Here is a 22,988-nt window from a genome sequence, read left to right as displayed (position 1 = left end):
GAGTCTTCATCCTTGAACTTCTTGTGGAAGCGCGGGAACTGGGAGCGTCCCTCAAAGAAGTTGACCATTGCCGTCATGAGGTCCTTCATGCCCTGTTGAAGCACCTGACTGTGGCACTCGCCGAGCCAAGGGAACTTCTCCTTCCATTCCGGCAGAAGGGCGCAGAGTTTCGGATAGCTCACCCTGAAAGTCTGATCCTTTTCACGCTGCTCCTTATTCCAGTCCAGCCCCTTGTTGTAGACGAAGCGCACGCAGCCGCAGGCTTTGGCAAGACTGCGGCGAGTCGCGCCATCGGGCTTGAGCTTGAAAATGAAGGATTTATGTCGGATCATGTGCTTTATTTTACTTTGGTTTGCATCATGACACCGGATCTGCGACGTGGAAGACACTGTATTTTCGCACTCAATGTTCATTTGGTCTTTCTGACGAAATACCGCCGCTCCATCTTCACGGATGAGCACCTGATGACCATAAGGGCGTCCGCCGAGAAGGTGTGCGGCGATTTCGGGGCCAGTCTGCGGGAGTTCAACGGAGAGCGCAATCATGTTCACCTCTTGGTGAGCTACCCGCCGAAGGTGTCCATATCCTCCCTCGTCAACAGCCTTAAGGGCGTGACGAGCCGGATATTAAGGAACAGGTTCCCCGAACTTGAAACTTCCTGCTGCAAGGGGAAGCTGTGGTCGCCGTCCTACTTCGCGGCGAGCTGCGGTGGAGCCCCGCTCGAAAAGCTCAAGGCCTATATCGAAAGCCAGAATCGGCCTGATTGAGTCCGTTTGCACTTGCGCGCGTCGCCTTATATCCCCGTCATGAATGACGGGGCTTTACGGCTCGTTTTGGTAAGGCTGTTTCTTCACCAGTTAACGGTTGACAAAGGGCTGCCGTTCCGTCCTACGATCGATCCTTTTTTTTAATGAAGCAAATCTTCGGTATTTGGAGCGCGCCATCGCCGAAGCCAAGGCCGGGAAAAACATTGAACAACATCAGCTTTTGGATTTTTAACCATGTTGCTGGTTAGGGTATTCCAAGGGTTGGGAAGATTATTTGCAATGGCAGCAGAAGAACAAAAAAGTAGTTCGTCGCATCAATACGCTTGTCAACGGTCAGGTAAGTTGCCCTCTGAGCGGACAAATCTTGACCCCTACAGTTATGCCTCTCTGGTTTTAATTTCTTTGTAGCTTGTAGGTTATTGGTTAAGCAATTTTTTAGATTGTGTTCTTTCAGCCTTTAGCTGTCGGCTGCATTATGAGGCTTGAGCTTGATATATCGGCCTAACATGGCCTTGCATCGTCATTCTAAAAACGTATGATTCGAGGGACTCGGATGCTGCAAAATCAGGTACGGTGCGTGCATCCGGGATCAGCTGCGCTTGACGGGCATGTGCTGGCGCGATAAGTTTTCATGCTTAACTAACGATGCTGGCGACAACGGAACGCTTGCCCCTTCTTTTTATCGGTCTGTCAATAAGCGGCTAGTGCTGCGGCCGACATTCCTTCTGGACGCTTCATGGACGAGGAAAGCCTCTTTCGCGACATTCACAACCACCTGATCCATCAGGCACAGGAAGGCGGCAAGATGGATACGGAAATGAAGCTCGCCGAACGGTTCAACGTTTCCCGCTACCGCGTGCGTCGGGTGCTCGACATTCTCACGCGGATGGGGATCATCCACCGTGCGCAGAAACGCGGACTCACCGTGCTTGATCCTGAGCCCGAGAAGCTTTCCAAAAACATCGGCTCTCAGCTGACTGTGAGCGGCTTCAACGCTATGGAAGATCTTGAAGCCCGCATGCTCATCGAACATGCCGTGCTCGAGCTCGCCGTCAAACGACTCACGCCGATGACGGCCGGCCGCCTGACGGAGAAGGTCGGTCAGCTCGAACGCGTGATGATCTCGGGCGCCGCGGTGATTGAAATTCACCAGTCTTTTCGCCTCGAATTGATTTCGGGCTGCGGCAACCGCGTGCTGCAGGTCTTTGCCGAGTCACTGCTTACGGAATGCCTGCGGCTTTTGCGGGAAACAGGGGAAAGCCTGCCGTCGGATTATCTTTCGGATTTAATTACCGGAGACCGGCGTCTTCTGGACGCCATTAAACAGGGCAGCATGGACGAGGCCTGCGAGGCGCTCAATACCGTGATTCAGCTGGAAGTAGCCGGTGCCGCTGACGACCTGAGGCGCGGCGAAGCAGCGGCAGGCTCGATGGATAAAAAAGCATAGAGCCGCGCGTTTTGCCGCGGTGCGGCCCATCGGCCGGCGAATGGCTATCTGCCGGCCGAGAGCTTTTAATGGCGCACGTTAGGCGCGGAACACTTCCCTGTGCGCAGGCGTGCGTCCCAAAATTTCCGCCACTTCAGCGCGGACATCGGTCACCTCAATAAGGCTCAGCAGGCGTTCGGCCAGTGCGTCGACATCTGCGGGCGAGAGCACCATGCCGACCACCGAGCGGAACTTTTTAAGGAGTGCCTCGTCCGTGACGGGATTAACAGGACTGCCAAGCGGCATGGGAACGCGCGTTTCAAACGCTCGCCCGTCCTTCAAGGTGACTTGAACGATCGGTTCGTCGTCGTCCTTTTGACGCTTGTCGACTTCGAATCGGATCTTCGCCATCGTTTCAGCAATGCAGGGATCTTCACGCTTTTCGCGCGTGAAGGAGGCAAGACTGGCCGAGCCGAAAACCAGATCGGCGGCCACGCTGTAGGGGATCGAGAGCTGCGCGGCATTCATCGGATGAATGGCCGTGCCTCCGCACATGCCGTAGACGAACGGGTTGATGATGATGAGAATTTCAGCAATCTCGTCAGCCTTGAAGCCATATTTGGCCATGAGATTGTCGACGGCATCGATCGAAGAATGGGTCGAGCGGCAGGAGGCGTGCGGCTTGATGGACACTCGGGCGAGTTTCCAGTTTTTGCCTAAGTCACGCAGCCAGGCGTCCGGATCCGATGACGTCGGAGCGTAGGAGTGGTTGAAGCCGCCCCAGACCTCTTCGAAGGTTTGAGCCGGCCCCGTGAAGCCCTGACGAGCCAGCAGCGCGCTCATGAGACCGCCCTGAGCGGCATGGCCCGCATGCAGGCGCTTATTCTGAGCGCCGTCATGAACGCAGGCCCAGAGGCCGCCTGAGTAGGCGCTGGCAATGCCGAGCGCGTGACGCGTCTGGAGCGCATTCAGTCCGAGAATCTTGGCCGCGGCCGCAGCTGCCCCGAAGGGGCCGCAGGTACCCGTGGAATGAAAACCCGCACCGTTGTGGGGTTCGTAAGCGCCGCAGGCTTCGAGCGCTCTGCGGGCGATGTCGTAGCCGAGCACCACGGCGGTAATGAATTCTTTGCCGGAAACAGGGCGCCCGGCAAGTTCGAGTGCAGCGACGGCTGCCGGTACAACCACTGCGCCGGAATGGTCACATCCGCCTGTGTCGTCAAGTTCAAAAGCATGAGAGGCAGTGCCGTTGACGAGGGCGGCATTGAGCGGGGTCATTTTTTCGCCGCGTCCCCAAAGCGGAGCGGCGCCGCTGCCTTCCCCAGCGGCATGAAGCGTCTGCGTGAGGATCGTCGTTTCCGGTGCAATGGCGCCGGCCGTGCCGGCTCCGATGGAATCGAGGATGTGGCGGACGGCCTTTTGCGCGATGGCTTCAGGAAGATCGTCAAAGGTGGTACGAACGACGAAGCGCGCCAATTCGGCGCATTTGGTTTGATCAGCGGGAATGAGTTTTTCCTGACTCATGGTGGTTCCTTTGGATGGTGCGAGCTGTGAATTGAATCCTAAGCCGAAATGAAGCCCTTTGTTGCTCTCTGAGCAGCGTAAAGGCGAGACAGTCAGCTTTGAGCCTCATCAATATTATGACAACATTATCTTTTATATTGTCGACAATATATAGAAAATGTCGCTCATGACGATGATGTTGTCGATGACGACATCAATGAAACCACCACCAAAATGGAGAGAGATTCATGAGCAGCCAAGAGAGCAAGAGCCGCAGCGGTCGTTTTGACCTGCCGGCCAACGAACTGGTTGAAAAGTTCAATGCGACGATTCCGTTCGAGCAGCGTGTGTGCCCGTTTGACATCAAGGATTCGCAAACGCATGCCGCGATGCTTGCGCGTCAGGGCATTATTTCCGAAGCGGATGCGCAGGCCATCTGCCGAGGGCTTGACCAAGTTGCCGAAGAAATCCGCTCGGGCAAGTTTGTCTTCACCGTCAAGGACGAAGACATCCATATGGCGATTGAAAAGCGCATGACCGAAATCGTCGGACCAGCGGGCGGGCGGCTCCACACCGGCCGCAGCCGCAATGACCAGACGACGACCTCTACGAAGATGTATCTGCGTCATGTGATCCGCGAGGTCCAGGAGGCCATCCGCGGACTGCAGGCAGAGTGTGTCGCGGTGGCGCGCGCCAATGCCGATGTGATCATGCCGGGCTTCACGCACATGCAGACGGGCCAACCGATTCTCTTCGCACACTGGATGATGGCGTTCTTCTGGATGCTTGAGCGCGATTTCACGCGTTTTGGCGACCTCTATAAGCGCATGGGACGCTGTCCCTTGGGATCTGCGGCGCTCGCCGGCACGGATTTCCCGATTGACCGCGACTTTACGGCCAAAGCGCTCGGCTTTGATGGGCCGACCGAAAATTCGATCGACAGCGTTTCCGATCGTGACCACATGGTCGAATTCAATGCCGCAGCGGCAATGTGCTACATGCACCTGAGCCGCCTGTGCGAAGAGCTCGTCACATTCTCGTCGCAGGAATTCAAATTTATTGAACTCTCCGACGACTTCTGCACGGGTTCCTCCATCATGCCGCAGAAGAAGAATCCGGACATTGCCGAAAAGATTCGCGGCAAGACCGGCCGCATGTACGGCAATCTCATGGCGATGCTCACCATCATGAAGGGCATTCCGCTCGCCTACAACACAGACTTGTCCGAAGACAAGGAACAGGTTTTTGATTCGATCGACACGCTGCTCGACAGTCTCGCCATCGTGACGCCGATGATCGCCAAGATGAAAGTGAACGCAGAGCGGACGCGCCGCGCAGCGGACATGGGCTATGCCAATGCGACGGACCTTGCTGACTACCTCGCCAAGAAAGGCATCCCCTTCCGTGAAGCGCACCACATCGTGGGGTCGATGGTGAACTACGCCATCAAGCACAACAAGCGCCTCGACGACTTCACTATGGACGAATACCGTCAGTTCTCCGACAAGATTGAGGAGGATATCCGTGAGGAAATCTCGCTCGAAACCTGTGTGAAAGCACGCCGGTCATTCGGCGGCACGGCGCCCGAACGCGTCCGTGAGCAGCTCGAACACGCCGATAAGGTTCTCTCTGAGGAAGCCAAAGCCCTCCAGGCTTAATGAGCCCCGCCTTTTGGGCGGCTCCATTCCCTCCCTCTTGGGTGCGGTCGTACGTCTTCCTCACAGCGTCGTCGGCCGCACCCGTCTTTCTTTGAGCTTTCAGCATTGATCTGGGCTGCAGATGCTGCAGCCCGGCAGGACTTTTTCGTCTCGAAAAGTCTGGAGATACATCATGGAAACCGATCTTAATTTTTGGCTGCAGCTTTTCACTGTTGCCTTCTGCATCGGCCTCGGCGGCCGATACGGCGGCGTTGGTCTCGGCGCCGCCGGCGGCCTCGGCGTCTGCATTCTGGTGCTTTTCTTCGGCCTCAAGCCGAGTTCTCCGCCCGTTTCAACCATTCTCATTATTGTGGCCGTCATCGCCTGCACATCGATTCTGCAGGGGGCCGGCGGTCTGGACTGGATGGTGAAGATTGCCGAGCGGATGCTGCGGCGGTGGCCCAAAGCCATTACGTTCGTCGCGCCTTTTGTCTGTTCCTTCTTCGTGATCTTTGTGGGGACGGCCTACGTGGCTTTTGCGGTCTACCCGGTGGTGGCAGAAGTGGCCACTCAGGCCCGCGTGCGTCCCGAGCGTCCGATTGCGGCTTCGGTTATCTCTGCGGGCATTGCCGTGGTGGCTTCGCCGATGAGCGCCGCAACTGCAGCGCTGGTGGCGTCGCTTTCGCCCTACAACGTGTCGCTTCTTGACATCCTGATGATTTCGGTGCCGGCCTTCATCATTGCCACTGCTGCAACCTGCCTTTCGGTTTATTGGCGCGGCACGGAGCTCGAAGATGATCCCGAATTCAAGCGCCGCGTTGCCGAGGGCGACTTTGAGGATCTAGTTCTCTCGCGCACGGACGACAAAAATGCGAAATCATCGGGCCTCAATAAGGTGCGTCTCTCGGTCGCCATTTTCGCGATGGGTGTGGCGGTTGTGCTGCTCCTGGGCTTTTTCAAAGGGCTTTTGCCGACATGGACGACGCCTGACGGCCGCACCAGCACGCTGCCGATCCCGTCGCTTATTCAGATGGTGATGCTCGCCTGCGGCCTCTTCATCATCGTGGCCTGTAAGATTCCGCCGCACAAATTCGCCGACGGCTCGGTTTTCCGCGCCGGCCTCATCGGCGTTGTAGGTGTTTTCGGCATCTCCTGGCTGACAGGGACGTTCTTTGACGGCTATCACGACCAGTTTGTGTCGCTCTTTAAGACCATGGCTGAATCGACGCCGCTCCTCTTCGGACTTGTGCTCTTTTTCTTCTCAGCGGTGATTCTCAGCCCGTCGGCAACCGTGGTGGCGCTCATGCCGCTCGGCGCAGCCATCGGCATCCCGCCGCTCCTTTTGGTGGCGCTTTATCCGGCAACGTGCGGAGATTTCCTCATTCCGGGCGGCGCACAGATCGGCTGCTGTTCGTTCGACCGTACGGGCACGACGCATTTGGGCAGCTGGGTGCTCAACCACTCCTATCTCCTGCCGGGATGCGTGCATGTGATCACGGGCGTGGCTGCCGGCTATGCCATCTACTGCATGCTCTAGGTACTGCAAAAGCGGTGGTAGGACTAGTTCTTCCCCATTGAGATCTTCTAAAATTACCGCCGCTAAAGGTGCCGAAAGCCTGCCGCAGAGGCAGTTTCCGGCACCTTTAGCTCGCACAAATACCACCAATTATCAAAAGCATCATGGAAATGGATCTCTCTATTTGGCTTCAGCTGGCCGTCGTGCTTGTCTGTGTGGCCGTAGGCGGCCGCTTGGGCGGCGTCGGCCTCGGCGCAGCAGGCGGTCTCGGCGTCTGTATTCTTGTTTTGGGCATGGGCATTCAGCCGGGGTCTCCTCCGACCAGCGTCCTGCTCATTATTACGGCAGTGATTGCCTGCACGTCTGTTCTGCAGGGTTCGGGCGGTCTGGATCTGCTGGTGCGATGGGCCGAGAAGCTCCTTCGCAAGTGGCCGCGAGCCATTACGTTCGCCGGCCCCTTCGTCTGCTCCTTTTTCGTGATGCTGGTGGGAACGGCCTATGTGGCCTTCGCCGTCTATCCGGTGGTGGCCGAAGTGGCTGCCTCGGCCAAGGTTCGTCCTGAACGTGCTGTGTCGGCCTCAGTGATCTGCGCGGGCATCGGCGTGATGGCTTCGCCCATGTCCGCGGCCATGGCCGCTATGGTGGGCATCATGGCGACCCAAGGCGTGGCCTTCTGGCAGATTCTGGCGGTGACCGTCCCAACCTTCCTCCTTACGATCTGTGTGACGGCACTTTCCGTTTTCTGGCGCGGCGCTGAACTCGAGGATGATCCTGAATTCAAGCGTCGTCTGGCCAACGGTGACTACCAGTGGCTCGCTGGGGTAACCGAAGGCGAAAAGAAGTTCGAAGAGAAGCCCTTCGCCCGCCGGGCAGTGGCCATTTTCCTCATCGGCATCCTTGTTTCGATCTGCGTGGGTTCCATTCCGGGTCTTCGCCCGGCATGGGAAGCCGCCGGCAAGGTTTCACAGCTTTCGATCCCGTCGCTCATTCAGATGGTGATGCTGGCTACGGCTTTCTTCATCATCATGCTTTGCCGCGTGCCGCCAGAAAAGTTTGCTTCCGGTTCGGTCTTCCGCTCGGGTCTGATCGGCGTTGTCGGCGTCTTCGGTATTGCCTGGTGTACGGGGACGTTCTTTGATCTGCACACGAAGCTGCTCGCTGATGTCTTCTCGGGCATTGCTCAGAGCGCTCCTTTCGTTTTCTGCGTTGCTGCATTCCTCGCTTCGAGCGTGATCTTTTCGCCGACAGTATCGACGACGATCATGATGCCGCTGGGGCTGAAGTTTGGACTCCCGCCGGAATTCCTGATCGGCACATGGGCCTGCTGCTACGGCGACTTCCTCATTCCGGGAGGGGCGCAGATCGGCTGTACGGCCTTTGACCGTACGGGGACCACTCGCCTCGGCACACTGGTCATCAACCACTCTTATCTGCGTCCAGGCGTCGTCTTCGTCGTAAGCGGCACGCTGATCGGCTGGTGCATCTCGAAGATCGTCTTCTAAAGCAGAACACGCGTCTTCCGTTTTTTTTGAAAGGTCCGCGCCCGACGTGCTCAATCGGGCGGCGGACCTTTTCCTATTTTGCGAGGGCGCTGATGGATTGCCTTAGTTCGACTTGGGCAGGAGGGCTTCGATTAACTCCGCTTCCAGTTGGAGCAGCGTGGCGTCGTCGTGCAGCGCTTCACCGTCAATGAGAAAGACGTCTTCGGCGCGTTCGCCGAGCGTAGCGAGCTTGGCGGTCTGCAGATTCACGCCGTACTTGGCAAGGACTTTGGAGATGGCATAAAGCAGTCCCAAACGGTCGGTGGCGACGATATTGAGGATGAAAGCTTGGCCGGATTCGTCGGGCTGAATTTGCACCGAAGGACGGGTGGGAAAGTGCCGCGAACGGCGGGAAAGCCGACATTTCGGCGCCGGCGGCAAGGGCTTCCCGTTGGTCAGGGCGGCAGCGAAGTCCCGTTCGAGCTTTCTCAGACTGTCGCTCGAAGCGAACTTCCCGAAGGCGTCGTTAGCCACAAAGGTGTCGAGCGCCCAGCCGTGAGAGGTAGTGTGAATGCGCGCATCGACCACGGAGAGGCCCGATTTGCCGAGAAAGGCGACTGCCCGCAGGAAAAGTCCCTTCGTGTCGGGCAGATAGAGCAGCACGATGAGGCTGCCTTCGGCCGTGCCGCGTTTGACTCTGACGACGGGATCGGGGCTGTCCGCACGTTCGGCGAGCATCTCGGCATGCCAGGCGATTTCTTCGGCCGAATGGCGCATGAAGTAGACGAGGTTGAGTTCTTTCCAGAACTTTTCGCGCGTAGCGTCCGTGACGCCGTGCACGAGGGCCGCAGCCCGCGCACGGCGGTCGTCGATAATGCTCGTGACGGACTTCTCGGCTTCGGAGCCGTTGAGCCGCTCAACGGCCGACTTGTAGAGGGTCTCCAAGAGACCGGCTTTCCAGGGCGTCCAGACCTTGGGGGAGGTTGCCCGAATGTCGGCGGTGGTGAGGAGGTAAAGGGCATCGAGGCGCTCTTTGGTGCCGACGAGTTCAACGAAGCGTTCAACCACACTCGGGTCCGAAATATCTTCCTTTTGCGCCACTCGGCTCATGACGAGGTGTTTGAGCACGAGAAAGTGGATGAATTCTCGGTCGGGCTCGGAAAGCCCGAAACGCTTGCAGAATGCATCCGACTTTTCTGCGCCGATCACTTCATGACCGCCGCCCAATCCCTTGCCGATGTCATGGAAAAGGCCCGCGACGATCAGCCGCCACGAATTCGGCAGCGCCGTCATGAGCTCGGTGCAGAGCGGATATTCATGAGCGTGCTCGCTGCGGCGCAGGCGGCAGAGGTTTTTGACCACGAGCAGCGAATGTTGGTCGACCGTATAGATGTGATAAAGGTCGTGCTGCATCTGTCCGACCACGTGACGCCAGGCCGGCAGCATGCGCCCGAGAATGGCCCAGGCATTCATCATCACGAGGGCGTCATCCGCGCCTTTTTCGAGCTTCAGAATCTCGAGAAAGGTTGTTTGGTTTCGCAGGTTGTCGCGGTAGGCGGGGCCGATTTCAGGAGCAGCATGCCAAAGCGCGCGAAGGAGCCGCGTTGAAAACCGCGTGAGTTCGGGGTGCGTAGCAAACACCAGAAAGGTGCGCAAAATGGCATTGGGATCCGTTTCGTAGATATTCTCGGCCACAATGTCCATTTCGTCGCCGCGAGCCAGAAAGGCGGATTCAAGCCGCAGCGGCGTGGCTCTTGATGAGCCGCCGAACAGGCGGTCGGAAATGGTCTGCAGCTGAATAATCGACATCTGCACGACGGATTTGGCGTGCCAGTAGTAGCGCTTCATCAGCGCTTCGGAGGCCCGCATGAGCCCGGTTGCCCGGTAGCCGAGGCGGCTCGCTAATTCCTCCTGAACATCGAAGAGAAGCCGGTCTTCATCGCGTTTGGCAAGCAGATGAAGTTCGATGCGGATCGTTTTCAGGAATTCGTAGCACTGCCGGATGGTGTGCATTTCGCGCTCGGTAATGAGATCCGCGCGGTGCATCGCCTCCACGCTGTCGGCTAAACCGGCGGCTCGAGCGCACCAGAGAAAGACCTGCAGATCGCGAAGGCCGCCCGGAGATTCCTTCAAATTGGGTTCGAGCGCATAGGGCGTATCGTCGAATTTCTGATGCCGGCGCTTCAGTTCGAGCATTTTGTCGCGAAAGAACGCTCGGGCGTCGAGCGCCGCGAAGAAGTCGTCTTTGGCGTCGTAATACAGGCGGGCGCTGCCAAGCAGGAGCCGCGATTCGAGATAGGTTGTGGCAATGGAGACGTCTTTGCCGGCTTCGACAGTGAATTCGGTGCGGGTTCGGACCGCTGCGCCCACCGTGAGTCCGAGCTCCCACAGAGCGGAAAGAAAGGCCGAGAGATGTTCTGCGAGTATCGGATCTTCGCCAGCTTCATCTTCAAGGAGCACCAGCAGATCAATATCGGAATAGGGAAAGAGCTCTCGTCGTCCGAATCCGCCCACTGCTTCGATGGCTAAACGGTCTGTCGGCAGCTCAGCGAGTTCCGCAAGAGACTTCACCGCAGCGTCGAGCAGGGCGGAGTGACTCCTCAGATAGTCGTCCGTGGAGCGATGCTCGCGCCACGCTTGGGCAAGACGCTCTCGGGCGGCTTGAAAAGTGCGCACGACGCCGGCAACAGCATCGGAAGGCAGTTCGTAGGGCATAAGGGCAGGATCGGTGAGAAGCGGTTGGATGCCTAAAGGATAAGAAAAAGGCGGCCGCCGCGCTTCATGCGCTGACGAGCCGCCTTGATCAGGATCTGGCGGAATGCGGCAGACCGCTGAGTTCGTTTAGAGGTTTTCCGGGAGATGCCAGCCCTTCACAAAGGCTGGAGGCGGCAGCGTGCCTTTGCTCACCGTAAGCACGTCGTAGCCCGTTTCAGTCACCAGCACCATATGCTCCCACTGTGCGGAAAGCGAGTGATCCTTGGTGACAACCGTCCAGCCGTCATTGAGCATCGTGACGCCGTAGCGGCCGGCGTTCACCATGGGTTCAACCGTGAAGACCATGCCCGGTTCAAACTTGGGCGTCGGATGGTTGACGGGGAAATGGTTGACGTGGGGTTCTTCATGGAAGCCCTTGCCGATGCCGTGACCGCCGTAGTCGCGCACAACTGAGATGCCGTTGGCGTCGGCGTAAGCCTGGCAGGCACGGCCGATGTCATTGAAGCACCCGCCCGGACGGACGGCGTCGATGCCGGCCCACATGGTGCCGAAGGCCAGATCAACCAGACGCTTGCCGGCGATGGTGGGTTTGCCGACCACGAACATGCGCGAAGTGTCGCCGTGGTAGCCGTTCTTGATGCTGGTGACGTCGATGTTGACAATGTCGCCCGCCTTGAGAATCTTTTTGTCGCTCGGGATCCCGTGGCAAACCACGTGATTGATCGAAATGCAGGAGGTGGCGGGGTAGGGCGTCATGCCCGGAGGGCAGTAGCCGAGACAAGCGGGAATGCAGCCCTGAACGTTGACGGTGTAGTCGTAAGCAAGACGATCGAGTTCGCCCGTGGAAACGCCGGGTTTGACGAAAGGCGTGAGGTAGTCGAGAAGTTCGGCGGCAAGGCGGCCGGCAATCCGCAGACCGGCAATGTCTTCGGGCGTTTTAATGGAAATGGACATGATTGGAAAGCAAACTCCGGCATCAGGCGGCAAACGATTGAAGCTGCCGTATGGGCTGCGGAGAAAATGAATGTGTCGGCAGTCCGCGGCTCTTTATCTGAGAGAGGCGGACGCTTAATGATTTATGTTGATCAGCGCTGCCGCAGGAGACTAAAGCCTGCCGCCGCAGCGTCAATGTTCGCGATTTTACTGCGCTTGAGATTTTTTTCGGCAAAACTAAGGAGCAGCTCATCTATGCCTCAGCACATCCTAATTGAGGCTTTCTAAACTAAAGCTCAACCAGATAGGAAAAATGTTTGCAGCTGCTTTTTCCCCGGCGGCTCGAACACTCCTGCGACACATATTGTTCATAGAGAGGTTTCACCATGAATATCCGTACTGCTCTCTTCGCACTATCGCTTGCTGCTGCTCTCCCGCTCGCCGCACAGGCCGCCTCGGGCGCCGCGCCCCAGGGTTTTGATGCTCCCGCCGCTGCGCAGACTTCGCAGGATAAGGCCCCGCAGGGCTTCGGTCCCACGACGCCGACCACGGTTGAGAATGTGATCAAGAACGGCGCTGATGATGAGTACGTCATCCTTCGCGGACGCTTTACGAGCCACATCAAGAGTGACAAGTATGAGTTCCAGGACGAGGCGGGCGGCGTCATTACCGCCGAACTCGATCACGACCGCAACTGGTCAATGGTTCATCGCGGCAAGCTCATGGAGATCCGCGCCAAGGTTGACCGTGATTGGAACAGCACCAAGCTCGATGTGAAGAGCGCCAAGCCCTTGGAATAAAGGCTCGGAATGAAAAAAGTCGATAAACGGCTTGAATTCCTGTAACTGCGCCCGTAAAATTGCGCGCTTGATTCGGCTCGAGGTGATCTGCTTCGGGCCGGAACATTTCCATAAGCGCCCGGAAGCCTTGGTCGGCCCGGGTATGTACATTGCGCGCGGCCTGCGCCCGAGGTGCCGTTCATTCATCACTAGAAGAAGCGGTTCCTGCAGGTCGTGTCAGACTGACAAACCTTGGAGAAAATTCAAATGGTCAGCATGCGTGAAATGCTCGAAGCGGGTTGCCACTTCGGCCATCAGACTCGTTTCTGGAACCCGAAGATGGCCCAGTACATCTTCGGCTCCCGCAACAAGATTCATATCATCAATCTTGAAAAGACCGTCGTGATGTTCGACGAAGCGGTTAAGTTCGCTCGTCAGCTCGCGAGCCAGGGCGGCCGCATCCTCTTCGTTGACACGAAGCGCGGCGGACGTGAAATCGTTGCTCAGGAAGCGCAGCGCGCCGGCTGCTGCTGGGTTGACCAGCGCTGGCTGGGCGGCACGCTCACGAACTTCAAGACGGTTCGCGGCACGATCAAGCGCCTCAAGGACATGGAAGAGCAGCTCGAAGACGGCACCGCCGCCAAGCTCACGAAGAAGGAAGCGCTTGACTTCCAGCGTCACGTTGAAAAGCTCAACAAGTCGATCGGCGGCATCAAGGATCTCAATGGTCTTCCCGACGCCCTCTTCATCGTTGACGTGGGCTACCACAAGATCGCCGTTCAGGAAGCCAACAAGCTCGGCATTCCCGTGATCGGTGTTGTCGATACGAACGGCTCCCCCGACGGCATCGACTACGTCATCCCGGGCAACGACGACGCCTCGAAGGCCGTCCAGATCTACGCCGCCGGCATTGCCGACGCCGTGATCGCCGGCCGCGCTGACAGCGCCGTCGCCGCCGAAGGCGAAAAGGCCGCTGACGAAGAGTTCGTCGAGGTTGTTGAGGCCGCTCCGGCCGAAGCCCCTGCCGCGGAATAATTCCGCCGCGAGCTTCAAAGAGGAGTGCAGCGGACGCTGAAGACCGTTAGTGGGTTCGATGCGCCGCAGAACACTCCGACATGAGAAAGGGAGCTCGCACAAGAGCTCCCTTTTTTCTTAGAATTCTTTCGATTTTTTTCGTTCTCAATTTTGGAGTAACAGAACATGGCTGCTATTTCCGCCGCCCAGGTGAAGGAATTGCGTCTCAAGACCGACGCCCCGATGATGGAGTGCAAGAAGGCGCTTACGGAAGCCGATGGCGACATGGCCAAGGCTGAAGAAATCCTGCGCGTCAAGCTCGGCAACAAAGCCACGAAGGCTGCCAGCCGCGTGACGGCCGAAGGCGTCGTGGTGGTCTACGTCTCCGACGACAAGAAGCTCGGTGCGATCCTCGAAGTGAACTCCGAAACGGACTTCGTTGCGAAGAACCCCGAGTTCCTGCAGATGGCTCGCGAAGCCGTCAAGCTCGTCGCCGAAAAGAACCCGGCCGACGTCGCTGCGCTCCTCGAGCTCCCGCTCGGTGAAACCACGGTTGAAGGCGTCCGCAAGGCTCTCGTCGGCAAGATCGGCGAAAACATGACGTTCCGCCGCTTCGCCCGCGTCGAAGCTCAGGGCTTCATTGAACAGTATGTCCATGGCTCCCGTATCGGCGTTCTCGTCGACATGGTCGGCGGCAACGAAGAGCTCGCCCACGACATCGCCATGCACATCGCCGCCACCAAGCCGAAGGCTATCGACGAAACCGGCATCGATCACGCCCTGATCGACTCCGAACGCCGCATCGCCATCGAAAAGGCCCGCGAAGCCGGCAAGCCCGAAGCCATGCTCGAACGCATCGCCGAAGGCTCCGTCAAGAAGTTCCTCAAGGAAGTCACGCTCGTCAACCAGCCGTTCGTTAAGGACGACAAGAAGTCTGTGGCTGACCTCCTGAAGGCTGCCGATGCCAAGATCGCCTCCTACGTTCTCTACGTCGTGGGCGAAGGCATCGAAAAGCGTGTTGACGACTTCGCCGCTGAAGTGGCTGCCCAGCAGGCTGCCGCTGCCAAGGCCTAATCGGGCTTGCGCTTTATAGAAACGGATATCGATTCCCGCGCAGCGATTGGCGAAGGCCTGATGAACCGCGCTCGAGAGCGGTTTGGGAAGGGTCTTTAAACGCTAAAGAGGGAATCGCCTCGCGCAGCTCCTTACGGCTCTAAGGGATGGCTGAAAGTCTTTTCTCACCGCATGCACGGGCGTGGAGGATGACGCCAAAACAGCCTTCTTTGAATCTATGAGTGAGCGAAGAGGCTCCGCCAAACAAAGGCCGTCCAGCAATGGGCGGCTTTTGTTCGTTTTGTCGACGGCGTTTTGCTGCTTGGCCTAAAAAGACATATAGGTAAACCTCCTCACCGCGTATAATTTCGCCCAATGTCTGCAGAGCATGCTCTGCGGGTTAATGTGAAGGTGTGAGGAGAACAACAAATGGACGTACAGGCCAAGCCCTGCTACAAGCGCATTCTGCTGAAGCTTTCAGGTGAAGCCCTGATGGGCGAGGACAGCTTCGGCATCAACCGCGCAGTGCTGCAGCACATGATTGAAGAGCTCCGTACGGCGCTGGACCTCGGCGTACAGGTAGGCATCGTGGTGGGCGGCGGCAACATCTTCCGCGGCGTCGCACTCGGCGCTACCGGTATGGACCGCGCCACGGGCGACTACATGGGCATGCTCGCAACTGTGATGAACGCCATGGCGCTGCAGGACTGCTGCCGCAACAACGGCATTGAAGCTCGTGTGCAGTCAGCGCTCAATATTGAACAGGTCGCCGAACCCTATATCCGCGGCAAGGCGCTGCGTCATCTGCGTCTCGGCCGCGTTGTTATTTTCGCCGCCGGCACGGGCAATCCCTTTATGACCACGGACACGACCGCAGCGCTTCGCGGCGCGGAAGTGGGTGCCGACATCGTTCTCAAGGCCACCAAGGTTGACGGCATCTATACGGCTGATCCGAAAAAGGATCCGACAGCCACGATGTATGACGAAATCACCTTCGACGAGGCGCTGCGGAACAATCTCAAGGTGATGGATGCCACTGCTTTCGCGCTCTGCCGCGAACAAGGCCTGCCGATCAAGGTCTTCAACATCAATAAGAAGGGGGCGCTTCGCCGCGTGCTCCTCGGTGAAAAGGAAGGCACGCTCGTTCATTCGTAATAGAGCCTTGCTACAATCCTTAAGCTAAGACATGGGCCGGAGACGATGTTTTCGGCCCATGTTCGCACCAGATTTCAATTTAATGCAGCGCTTTCATCCGCCGGCCTGAACCATTCAGCCGGGGAACAACGCGGTTTCACGGGACGGGGTCACGCCTTCGGGAAGACGAAGTTCACGTCAAGCCGGCGCTGCGGATATCAGGAGAATGATTCATGACTGCTGCCGATGTCATCCAGCAGACCCAGCATAAGATGGGCGTAACTGTTGAGAAGCTTCGCGACGATTTCACGCGTATCCGTACGGGCCGCGCAAGCACGGGTCTGCTCGACAAGATTCGCGTCGACTACTACGGCTGCCCGACGCCCCTCAATCAGGTTGCTCAGGTGGGCGTGGGCGATGCGCATACCCTGACGGTGCAGCCGTGGGAAAAGAACATGGTGAAGGTTTGCGAAAAAGCGATTCGCGATTCGGACCTGGGTCTTAACCCGGCCACTTCGGGCGACACGATTCGCGTGCCGCTGCCTCCGCTTACCGAGGAACGCCGCCGCGAACTCACCAAGGTAGTGAAGGGGTTCGGCGAAGAAGCCAAGGTGGCTGTGCGCAATCTGCGCCGTGACGCCAATACGCAGCTCGAACGTCTGGAGAAGGATAAGGAAATCTCTGAAGACGATCAGCGGCGCTATGAAACCGAAATCCAGAAGCTCACGGATCGCTTTGTGGCTGAAATCGACAAGGTGATCGCCGAGAAAGATAAGGAAATCATGACGGTCTAATGCCGTATGGGACGCCGCAGTCAGCAACGTTCGTCATGACTGTCGGGAAGCCGCAGAGCGCGGGCGATCCAATGCCTAACGCTTTTTGCGGCTTTTCTTTTTTGCGACAAATGAACGCTTCGGAGCGGATGATGAGAAAAACCGCCGAATTCGTGCTGATGGCTGCGATGCCGGTGCTGCTTAATGCTTGTACGGCGGCGAGCGGTACTGCTCCGCTATTGGGCGCAGACCGAGATGCTCACGGCTGCATCGATTCTGCGGAGTACGTCTGGAGTGCGCTTCTTCAAATCTGTGAAAAATGAGGCCGCAGCCCATTAATGCTTGTGTCTACAAGATAAATTCGTTTTCATTTTCGAACGCTGCACGGCGTTTCACCTTGCTAGACTCGATGCCGAAATTTTCCGTTGCCGCATCGGGCACCATCGTTCTTTCAGGCCGCCGCCATGTCTAAAGACATTTCCATCCCCAAGCATGTTGCCGTCATCATGGACGGCAACGGCCGCTGGGCGCAGTCTCGCTGCCTTCCGCGCGTTGAAGGACACCGCAAGGGTGTAGAGGCTCTGGAGCGGGTGGTTGAAACTGCTGCGCAGCGCGGGGTGAAGACTTTGACCGTTTTTGCTTTTTCAAGCGAAAACTGGCGTCGGCCGGCTGCGGAAGTGACTGCGCTCATGAAGCTTTTTGCCCTCGGACTGGAGCGCTGGCGCAAACCTTTGTCAGAGGCCGGCGTTCGTCTGCGCGTAATTGGCGACCGTACGGGCTTTAGCTCTGCGCTCAATGAAACCATTGATGCGGCCGAAGCCGCAACGGCTGCCGGCAGCAAAATGACGCTCGTTATCGCCGCCAATTACGGCGGCCGCTGGGACATGCTGCAGGCTGCTCAGGCCGCTGCAGCCGAGGGTGAGCTCACCATGGAGGGCGTGGAAAAAAGGCTTTGCGCCGCGGAGCTCGGCGAAGTGGATCTGCTCGTGCGCACGGGCGGTGAGCGCCGCATCTCCAACTTCCTTCTTTGGCAGGCGGCTTATGCAGAGTTTTACTTTACCGATACGCTCTGGCCGGATTTTGACGGCGAAGCATTCGACGATGCTCTGGCGTGGTATGTTGGACGCGAACGGCGCTTTGGCATGACGAGCGAGCAATTGAGAAAAGCCGGCTGAAGCGCATTTCAAGCTTGCGAAGGCGGAGTTTCCCGATGAAGTGCTACGTTGTCGATGCTTTTGCAGACCATTTATTTGAAGGCAATCCCGCGGCGGTCTGCGTGTTGGACACCTGGCTATCGGACGAGCTGATGCAGCTGATTGCCGTCGAAAACAACCTTTCGGAAACAGCCTTTGCCGTAAAGAATGCCGGATCTTATGGTCTGCGCTGGTTCACGCCGGGCGGTGAAATTGATCTCTGCGGGCATGCCACGCTGGCAACGGCTTATGTGCTGATGCGCTTTTATGAACCCAATGCCGGCGAAATTTCATTTCAAACGAAAAGCGGCGGTTTGAACGTCAAGCGTTCCGGCGACCGCTTCGAAATGGATTTTCCGGCTTATGCGCTTTCACCCGTTCCTGTCACCGAAGCAATGACGGCTGCGCTCGGCGTTCGGCCGCTTGAGGCTTGGATGGGTCGGGATTTGGTTTGTGTTTTGGCCGATGAGCGTCAGGTCTGCGATGCGGCGCCGAATCCGGAACTGCTCCTCGGGCTCGACGGCCTGCTCACCCACATCACCGCGCGCGGCAGTCAGTATGACTGCGTCAGCCGGAGTTTTGCGCCGAAACTCAATGTTGCCGAAGATCCGGTATGCGGCTCCGGTCACTGTCATATTGTGCCGCTGTGGGCCGATAAGCTCCGCAAGACGGATTTGATTGCGCGGCAGGCTTCAAAGCGCGGCGGAACGCTCTACTGCCGCAGAGTTGGAGACCGGGTCAAACTTGCCGGCAAGGCGGTTCTTTATTCAGAGGCAAATCTGTTTGTCTGATTGGCTGAGCCGACAGCGGTTTTTTCATCTGCTCAGACTGCCTCAAGCAAGGTCCGGATACTTCACGGAGGCTTCTCTTAAGCCAGAATGCGGCAAGCTCAGTCTAAAATGCGAGCCAACGGCTTTGAAGTGCTGCGTCCTGATGAACGGACGTCAGCCGGCATGTCGTTTAGATCCCAACAACAATAATCACCTCCTGCTCCAAAGAGAACATCCATGCTGAAGCTTCGCGTTGCCACTGCAGTTGTACTGCTCCTGATTTTGTGGTTCGCCATCTGGGCCGGTCCGCTGGCTTTTGCCGGGGTGATGGCCATCTGCTTCGGGCTGGTGCTCTATGAGTGGCTCCGTATTGGGAACTTGGGTCCAGTGCCGGCTGCGCTCATTGCAGCGATCGAAATGATTTCGCAGTTTTCGCTCTATTGGGCGCAGGCGCTCCCGAAGATGGACTGGTTCCTCTTCATCGTGAACGGCGGCGTGATGGTGGCCTGGGGCGTGATCTTCTTTGCGGAACTCTTCCACCGCTATAACGGCTTCAAGGTGAACGTGCTCACCTGCCTGACGACGGCGGTGATCTTTGTGCCGTCGGCTTATTTGTCGCTTCTTTGGCTCTATGAAGCCGGCAGCTGGGTATTGGTTTTGTCAGTCTTCCTTATCGTGTGGGGAGCAGACATCTGCGCTTATTTCTGCGGCCGCGCCTGGGGCAAGCATAAGATGTGTCCGGCGATTTCGCCCAACAAGACCTGGGAAGGTGCAATCGGCGCCTACGTGATCGTCATCATTTTCTTCATCCTGACGTGGTGGTTCTGCGACCAGAAGAATGTCTTCACAAACTTCGTCTTTGAGCACGCGGGTTTTGTCTGGGGACTGATTGTGCTCGCCGGTCTGATTGCGCTTTCCATCGCAGGTGATCTGTGGGAATCGATGCTCAAGCGTCTGGCGGGCATCAAGGATTCATCGCACATGCTGCCGGGCCACGGCGGCTTCTTCGACCGCATGGATGCGAGCCTGCCGGTGCTTCCTGCGGCGACCTGGATCATGCTCGCCATTCTTCTTTTCTGACCTGACGGCCGATGACCGAGGGCTATCTCGTTCCCGATCTGCCGTCCGGAGGCTTCTTTCGCGAAGAGGAGACGGTGAAGCGTTCCCGCTTCATCGTCACGGTGGGCCGTGCGGCGTCGCCTGAGGCTGCTCACGCGTTCATTGAAAAGATTCGTGAAGAGCACAGCCAGGCAACCCACAACTGCTGGGCCTTTAATGCCGGCGAACCCGGTTCAACGGCGCAGGTGGGCGCCAGTGACGACGGCGAACCCAAGGGGACGGCCGGCCGGCCGATGCTCACTGCTGTGCTCCATAGCGGCATCGGCGAAGTCGTGGTGGTGGTAACGCGCTACTTCGGCGGCATTTTGCTCGGTACCGGCGGATTGGTCCGTGCTTATCAGGGTTCAGCACAGCTCGGTTTAGAAAAGGTGCCGACCCGGGCTCGAGAAGTCCTCATACGCTGTTTAGTTTCGATGGATACGGCCCATGACGGCATTTTCCAGAATCTCCTTCGAGCGGCTCGAGGACAAATCGTAACGTCGGACTATCGGTTCGATGCATCTTATGAAATCCTCGTTCCGGAGCCCGAAGTGGAGGGACTGGAGTCAGGACTGGCCCGTGCTACGGCGGGTGAAGCGCTTTTTGAGCGGCTTGAGGAAGAAGCGGTTTAAAGCCGCAGAGCCGAGTATTCGGTTGCATTCGTTTGCCGACTCACTCCTTTCGGCGGAGCCTGAATGGAGGCTCAGGAGGATCCAGAGCCGTTAAAATCGGCTCGATTTTCCTATTTGATCAGACTCTTAAGCCTCTAGACGCTACTCATGCGATTTGCCGTCTTTCATCTCATCATGGCCCTTTGGGTTCTGTGGCGGTTCGTGCTGCCGCTGGATCTGCCGCGCCGATTCAAAGCTGCTCTGGCGCTGCTTGTGGTCGTAACCGCATCGTTTTCGACCGTCACCGTCTTTTTCTTCGGCGGCCTGCTTTCTCCGGAGGCGCCTCGCTGGTTTCTCATTGCGGGCAATTCGGGCGAAGCGGTACTGCTTTTCCTCTGCGGCCTGACGGCCGTGCGCGAAGTGCTGATTTTGCTCAGCGTACTGGCCGGACGGTCTGGAGAAAAGATGCATTACGTCGTGCAGAAAGACCGCCGCACCGCGCTTGGCATTGCTGCGGCAGCTGCGGGTTTGGCTGCGGCGGGCGTTTCTGAGGGAGTCAGTGCGCCCGAGGTTCGTCGTCATACCGCCGAAATTGAGAATCTGCCTCCGGCGCTCGAAGGCTTCGAGTTCGTCCAGCTTTCCGACCTTCATGCCTCGGCGCTTCTTACGGAGCCTTGGAGCCGGGCCGTTGTGGAGCGTGTGAATGCACTGCGCCCCAAACTGATTCTGATTACCGGAGACTTCGTTGACGGAACCGTTGAGCGCCGAGAAAGAGATGTGGCGCCCTTTGCGGATCTGCGCGCCGAATACGGCGTCTGGGGATGCGAGGGCAATCATGAGCACTATGGGGACTATGAAGCCTGGATGCGCAAAATCGAGGCGCTCGGCATACGCGTTCTGCGTAATGCCCATACCGTCCTGGAGGTGAAGAACCCAGAAGGCAAATCTGCCCAACTCTGTTTGGCAGGGCTTTGCGACCCGATGGCTGCGCGTTTCGGGCGTGAAATGCCGAATCTGGAAAAAACCTTTGCCGGGGCTCCGGCATCTAGAGAGGCGCTGCGCATTCTGATGGCACATCAGCCGAAATTCTTCCCCAAGTACTGCGCCCAAGCCTCTTTTGCGCTCCAGCTCTCGGGACACACTCACGGCGGGCAGATTTGGGGAATGGATGAGGCTGTGGCGATTATCAACGGCGGCTTCGTGCGGGGCTTTTACCGCCGCAGCGGTGCGCTGATGTATGTGCATCCCGGCACGGGGCTGTGGAACGGCTTTCCGATTCGTTTGGGTGCGGCCTCTGAAATTGCACTCATTCGCCTCACGCGAAAACAGCCCTAAAATCACCCGGCTTTCCGCAGAAGACGGAAAATACGTCTTCCACACAAACTCACAACAAAAAGAAAACGATGCAGACCATTTCGCTTCTTGGCGCTACCGGTTCGATTGGCCGTTCGGCCGTCGACGTCATCCGCCGTCACCCTGAACGCTGGCGTGTGAAAAGCGTTGCCGGCGGCAGCCGCATTCCTGAACTCGTTGAAGCGGTTCGGGCTACCCAGGCGAAGCAGGCTGCTGTCGCTGATCCTGCAAAGCAGGGAGCGCTGCGGGCAGCATTGGATGCGGCGGGCTGCCATGACGTCGAGGCGCTCGCCGGCGCAGATGCCGTTGAAGCGCTCGCTGCGGATCCGGAGACGGATGCCGTACTGCAGGCGATTGTGGGTGCTGCCGGGGTGGCGCCCACCTTTGCGGCTGCTCGTACGGGCAAACGGCTGATGCTTGCCAATAAGGAAAGCGTGGTCTGCGGCGGGGCACTGCTCATGAAGACGGTTGCCGAGTGCGGTGCAGAGCTCTTTCCGGTTGACAGCGAACACAGTGCGGTTTTTCAGTGCCTTGCGGCAGCTGACCCCAATGCGCGCAGCCGCGCAAGGATCATTCTCACCGCTTCGGGCGGCCCGTTTCGCGGGCGAAAGACGCTCGAAGGCATCACGCCTGCCATGGCGGTCAAACATCCGAAATGGAGTATGGGCCGCAAGATCAGTGTTGACAGCGCGACTCTGATGAATAAGGGACTTGAGGTGATTGAAGCCTCGTGGCTCTTTGACTTTCCCGAAGACCGCATTGACGTTGTGGTGCATCCGGAATCGGTGATCCACTCGATGGTGGCCTTTGAGGATGGAGCGGTGATGGCGGAGTTAGGCGACCCGGACATGCGCACGCCCATTGCTGCGGCGCTGTCGTGGCCGCAGCGCGTGAGTTCCGGCGTGGGTGCTCTCGACTTAACGCGTGTCGGGAGGCTCACTTTTGAGGCGCCGGATCTTGAAACATTTCCGCTCCTGGAACTTGCCCGAGAAACACTTCGCCGCCGCGACGGATCCTCTATTGTGATGAATGCGGCCAATGAAGTTGCTGTCGCGGCATTTCTTGATGAAAGAATTTCATTCACGGGCATCATGAAACTGGTTGAAATGACGACAGAACGCTTCAGCGCGCCGGCGCCGCAGTCCGTTGAAGAAATTTTTGCAATTGATGTAGAAGCGCGCACACGTGCCGCTGAAATACTGTCGGTCTCCGAATTCTTTAACTGAGTTTTTTGT

The 22,988-nt window shown here is 57.9% G+C and carries 21 protein-coding genes and 1 pseudogene; 18 read left to right on the top strand and 4 right to left on the bottom strand.

From position 1 onward, the window contains the following. Positions 1-413 (bottom strand): helix-turn-helix domain-containing protein (locus tag DES29_RS09625; RefSeq protein ID WP_249031205.1); only part of this gene is annotated, 413 nt, incomplete at its 3' end. On the opposite strand from DES29_RS09625, the gene tnpA reads away from it, so the two are divergent. From tnpA to DES29_RS09610, 3 genes and pseudogenes are all read left to right on the top strand, one after another. Further along, entirely contained in the window at positions 360-767 is a 408-nt protein-coding gene (gene tnpA / locus DES29_RS09620) for an IS200/IS605 family transposase (protein WP_021994606.1), read from the top strand. The genes DES29_RS09625 and tnpA overlap by 54 nt on opposite strands. Before the next feature lie 268 nt (positions 768-1,035). Beyond that, positions 1,036-1,164: pseudogene (locus DES29_RS09615) on the top strand (type II toxin-antitoxin system RelE/ParE family toxin); the annotation flags it as partial. 339 nt (positions 1,165-1,503) lie between these two features. Continuing rightward, on the top strand, positions 1,504-2,214 hold the full coding sequence (locus DES29_RS09610) for a FadR/GntR family transcriptional regulator (RefSeq protein WP_016474764.1): 711 nt from the start codon (positions 1,504-1,506) through the stop codon (positions 2,212-2,214). Positions 2,215-2,292: 78 nt separating this feature from the next. Here DES29_RS09610 and DES29_RS09605 read toward each other — a convergent pair whose 3' ends face one another. Beyond that, positions 2,293-3,714, bottom strand: coding sequence for an MmgE/PrpD family protein (locus DES29_RS09605; RefSeq protein ID WP_021995614.1), 1,422 nt, complete (start codon positions 3,712-3,714; stop codon positions 2,293-2,295). A 227-nt stretch (positions 3,715-3,941) separates the two neighbouring features. Between DES29_RS09605 and argH the strand changes: the two genes are divergently transcribed. The 3 genes from argH (at position 3,942) to DES29_RS09590 (ending at position 8,348) form a co-directional block, all read left to right on the top strand. Further along, a complete protein-coding gene (gene argH, locus DES29_RS09600) occupies positions 3,942-5,351 on the top strand; it encodes an argininosuccinate lyase (protein ID WP_005429684.1) in 1,410 nt (469 codons plus the stop codon). Positions 5,352-5,523: 172 nt separating this feature from the next. Continuing rightward, positions 5,524-6,867: an anaerobic C4-dicarboxylate transporter family protein gene (locus DES29_RS09595; RefSeq protein WP_113854810.1), complete on the top strand. Its 1,344-nt coding sequence runs from the start codon at positions 5,524-5,526 to the stop codon at positions 6,865-6,867. Between the two features lie 149 nt (positions 6,868-7,016). Next, positions 7,017-8,348: an anaerobic C4-dicarboxylate transporter family protein gene (locus DES29_RS09590; RefSeq protein WP_236578903.1), complete on the top strand. Its 1,332-nt coding sequence runs from the start codon at positions 7,017-7,019 to the stop codon at positions 8,346-8,348. Positions 8,349-8,450: 102 nt separating this feature from the next. On the opposite strand, the gene DES29_RS09585 is transcribed toward DES29_RS09590, so the two are convergent. Both DES29_RS09585 and map read right to left on the bottom strand, forming a co-directional pair. Continuing rightward, positions 8,451-11,042, bottom strand: coding sequence for a [protein-PII] uridylyltransferase (locus DES29_RS09585; protein WP_113854809.1), 2,592 nt, complete (start codon positions 11,040-11,042; stop codon positions 8,451-8,453). 126 nt (positions 11,043-11,168) lie between these two features. Continuing rightward, complete coding sequence (gene map, locus DES29_RS09580; protein WP_016474757.1) at positions 11,169-11,996, bottom strand: type I methionyl aminopeptidase; 828 nt, start codon at positions 11,994-11,996, stop codon at positions 11,169-11,171. A 365-nt stretch (positions 11,997-12,361) separates the two neighbouring features. Between map and DES29_RS09575 the strand changes: the two genes are divergently transcribed. The 12 genes from DES29_RS09575 to dxr all read left to right on the top strand — a co-directional run bounded on the left by DES29_RS09575 (position 12,362) and on the right by dxr (position 22,979). Beyond that, positions 12,362-12,775 (top strand): YgiW/YdeI family stress tolerance OB fold protein, encoded by a 414-nt coding sequence (locus tag DES29_RS09575; RefSeq protein ID WP_005429689.1) that lies wholly within the window; start codon positions 12,362-12,364, stop codon positions 12,773-12,775. Positions 12,776-13,021: 246 nt separating this feature from the next. Then, positions 13,022-13,789: a 30S ribosomal protein S2 gene (gene rpsB, locus DES29_RS09570; RefSeq protein ID WP_113854808.1), complete on the top strand. Its 768-nt coding sequence runs from the start codon at positions 13,022-13,024 to the stop codon at positions 13,787-13,789. A 165-nt stretch (positions 13,790-13,954) separates the two neighbouring features. Continuing rightward, a complete protein-coding gene (gene tsf, locus DES29_RS09565) occupies positions 13,955-14,842 on the top strand; it encodes a translation elongation factor Ts (RefSeq protein WP_005429691.1) in 888 nt (295 codons plus the stop codon). 408 nt (positions 14,843-15,250) lie between these two features. Next, positions 15,251-15,976, top strand: coding sequence for a UMP kinase (gene pyrH / locus DES29_RS09560; RefSeq protein ID WP_016474754.1), 726 nt, complete (start codon positions 15,251-15,253; stop codon positions 15,974-15,976). A gap of 212 nt (positions 15,977-16,188) precedes the next feature. Then, positions 16,189-16,749, top strand: a complete 561-nt coding sequence (gene frr, locus DES29_RS09555; protein WP_005429693.1) for a ribosome recycling factor — start codon at positions 16,189-16,191, stop codon at positions 16,747-16,749. A 131-nt stretch (positions 16,750-16,880) separates the two neighbouring features. After that, complete coding sequence (locus DES29_RS12510; protein ID WP_021995605.1) at positions 16,881-17,051, top strand: hypothetical protein; 171 nt, start codon at positions 16,881-16,883, stop codon at positions 17,049-17,051. A 141-nt stretch (positions 17,052-17,192) separates the two neighbouring features. Next, a complete protein-coding gene (gene uppS / locus DES29_RS09545; protein WP_021995604.1) occupies positions 17,193-17,903 on the top strand; it encodes a polyprenyl diphosphate synthase in 711 nt (236 codons plus the stop codon). Positions 17,904-17,938: 35 nt separating this feature from the next. Further along, a complete protein-coding gene (locus DES29_RS09540; RefSeq protein ID WP_016474750.1) occupies positions 17,939-18,712 on the top strand; it encodes a PhzF family phenazine biosynthesis protein in 774 nt (257 codons plus the stop codon). Positions 18,713-18,928: 216 nt separating this feature from the next. After that, positions 18,929-19,771: a phosphatidate cytidylyltransferase gene (locus DES29_RS09535; RefSeq protein ID WP_005429697.1), complete on the top strand. Its 843-nt coding sequence runs from the start codon at positions 18,929-18,931 to the stop codon at positions 19,769-19,771. Between the two features lie 11 nt (positions 19,772-19,782). Beyond that, positions 19,783-20,421: a YigZ family protein gene (locus DES29_RS09530; protein ID WP_005429698.1), complete on the top strand. Its 639-nt coding sequence runs from the start codon at positions 19,783-19,785 to the stop codon at positions 20,419-20,421. Between the two features lie 147 nt (positions 20,422-20,568). Continuing rightward, entirely contained in the window at positions 20,569-21,735 is a 1,167-nt protein-coding gene (locus DES29_RS09525) for a metallophosphoesterase (protein ID WP_016474749.1), read from the top strand. Between the two features lie 68 nt (positions 21,736-21,803). After that, positions 21,804-22,979, top strand: coding sequence for a 1-deoxy-D-xylulose-5-phosphate reductoisomerase (gene dxr, locus DES29_RS09520; RefSeq protein ID WP_113854807.1), 1,176 nt, complete (start codon positions 21,804-21,806; stop codon positions 22,977-22,979). The last annotated feature ends 9 nt before the right edge of the window (positions 22,980-22,988 follow it).

The organism is Sutterella wadsworthensis, assembly GCF_003315195.1.
Classification (GTDB): Bacteria; Pseudomonadota; Gammaproteobacteria; order Burkholderiales; family Burkholderiaceae_F; genus Sutterella; species Sutterella wadsworthensis.
The sequence above is the reverse complement of the archived record's forward strand: the minus strand, read 5'-3'. Positions and strand labels throughout refer to the sequence as shown.